The 2,486-nt window shown below is 35.3% G+C and carries 2 protein-coding genes and 1 pseudogene; all 3 read right to left on the bottom strand.

The window, feature by feature from the left end; genetic code table 11:
• Positions 1–10: 10 nt before the first annotated feature.
• Positions 11–280 (bottom strand): type II toxin-antitoxin system HigB family toxin, encoded by a 270-nt coding sequence (locus ACOYLT_RS11550; protein ID WP_422853992.1) that lies wholly within the window; start codon positions 278–280, stop codon positions 11–13.
• A 1,162-nt stretch (positions 281–1,442) separates the two neighbouring features.
• Positions 1,443–1,775 (bottom strand): hypothetical protein, encoded by a 333-nt coding sequence (locus tag ACOYLT_RS11545; protein ID WP_422853991.1) that lies wholly within the window; start codon positions 1,773–1,775, stop codon positions 1,443–1,445.
• Positions 1,776–1,922: 147 nt separating this feature from the next.
• Positions 1,923–2,486: pseudogene (locus ACOYLT_RS11540) on the bottom strand (hypothetical protein); the annotation flags it as partial.

The raw sequence follows: 2,486 nt of genomic DNA, 5'->3' as shown, positions 1-2,486 counted from the left end.
TGCTTTCATATCAAATAGTTTTACAATTAATTTTATCGTATTGCTTGTGCGTTCCTACAAATCTGATATAAAGGGTCCGAGTGTTAAAATGAATCATCGCAACAATTCGATATTTATTTCCGCCAACATTAAAAACATATCTGTCATTCCCTACACTATCTACCGAATTAAAAGTTTCTTTAACAGCATGATAGTCTTGCCAATCACTAAGTAACGTGATATGAAACCAGCTCAATATGGGTTCTTTCGCTATTGAATCTGTTTCATAAAATTGAATCAATTTGGTTTTAGTGATAATAACCATTGAGCAAAGCTAAAATAAAATTATCAAAAACGAAATTTTATTATCGTATACAAAATATTTCAGTATAAAAGCCAAAAAGATTTCAAAATAAATTTTGATAGCTAAAACTATGGGTTATATGTAATCTCAATTAGCTTAATCAAAGAAATTGATCTCCCAGATTGATTACGCTTTTGATGATAAAATAGGTAAGGGTTACGATAATCCATTTCCCCAAAAGAGTGCCTATTTGGCGCTCTTTTTTCTTTAGAAGCTCCGCATTGGAAGTAAGAAGGCCTCAAGATCTCTCAATTTGGTAATGATGTAACTACCTACCGGGCATCCCCCTTTAGCAATAGCACAATTCGTCGATTTTGGGCTAAAAACGAATAAATATTGGTTAAATGAGCCATTATTTGAGGTTTTTTAGCCATTTTTCGCCTTTTTTGCCATTTGTGGCCATGCGCATTTAAAAATTATATCGCCCATTGTTTTTGATTATTTCGACCATTTAACCGTCAAAATGGCCATTATTTGTAATAAATAGGGTCGATTTATTATGAATGAAAAAGCAGAAAAGAGAAAATCCTTGATTTTATCAAAGACCAACCGCAAGTACTTCACAACAGGTATTAAAATTAACTCCGAAGACAGGATCATTAGCTATTGAGAGTTATTGCAAAGGGGGCGAAATTTACTGGCTGAAAAGAATATCTCACAAATAGCACAAATGGAGAAATTATAGAGGCGCCCTGTTGAACCCACAATCAAACCTCATTATATTAACTATCTAATTATCGGTGCCTTTTTAAATTGAATAAGGAAATTCAATATGCCCTTATGAGCTTTATTTAATCAACTCAACGAAAAAGCACAATTAATACTGGCACGTGGCGTGCTATTTTTTTACAAATTAAACCTTTCCTTACAGATATGTTTTTCCTCCTTCACTTTTTCCCCTTTCGAATTGGTGTAATAGGATACAGAAGTAGCACATTCCTTGTGATCGTTGGCGTTTCTAATTAAAAGTATCCCACCTATTGCAGCCAAAATAAATATACTTATGGCAGAAATTATTACTTGAGGTTTTATATTTTTCATTAGATGTCTGTTTATTAAATGAATTGGTGAGTCCAGGAATTTGTATTCTCCTGATGGCTTACGCATACGAACGAACTTCTTGATAATAATCCACCCCACGAAATAAAATAAAAATGGAGGCTAGTAGCTTTTCTGTAAAGCCTGTCTCTGCCTCTTCCTCATTTACAAATACCAGGTTGAAAGTGCGCATCCCTAGTGTACCGCGCAAAAATAAAATTGCTATAAAACGATATAAGATAAACCCAAAAAACAATGACTTATTTGGGTGTGTTTTAACAATAACGGGCAGATTGACATACTGAAAAAGGCAAACAAAAAAACCAATATATAGTGCCCCGTCTATAAGTCCGGCAGCAATAACTCTTCCAAAGTTAGGCTTCACAAATTGCATAGTTATTAGGCTTTGGGGTTAGACTAGTTCCGAATATCGATATGAATATACTTAAAGTTACTGCTTTTTTGGGACTCAGTTTAATGCTGGTTTTTATTTTTACCCCAGAAAAGGGTTTACATACGAAACATTGTTACAATAAGACTCCTATTCCTCAACCAACCTCCTACTAATATAATCCGGCAGTGTGCTTCTCGCCTTTGCTAACTTAGCGATATTCTCATTTTTTAGGGATGCGTCTTCTAAGTAATAATTGTAATTGCGGAACAGAAAATAAAACATCACTCGATTATAGGCATCCAACTGGTTATCGGAAACGATGGACAATATTGCTTGTTCAAATTCTTTGCGTTGTTTGCTTTCTGTTAAAGCGCGACCAAGCCGAACAATGTTACCAAAATAATGATTGCTCGCCGGATTTTCAATTCGGAACGATGTGCCCAAAATAAGATCAGGAACATTTATATTCAACTCTTCTAATTCTTTGATGTAGGTCTTTCTTTCTGCCCAGGCATGACTTGCGTCAGTACTTCTTTCAAAATTATCATTCATTACGTCTAAATGTGCCTTTAAAAAAACTCCCCATTTATAGGTGTCCGCAGCTAACAGGGCAATTTGAACGGCATGAAGCCTTGGCAATCCGTCTAGACTACATTCGCCCTTCACTCTTGTGCTGCGCAGCTTGTTGAGCAGCTGAGCTTTCTGTTGGTA

Source organism: Flavobacterium sp. (assembly GCF_049318185.1).
GTDB lineage: Bacteria > Bacteroidota > Bacteroidia > Flavobacteriales > Flavobacteriaceae > Flavobacterium.
This window is presented reverse-complemented; position numbering and strand designations above follow the sequence as displayed.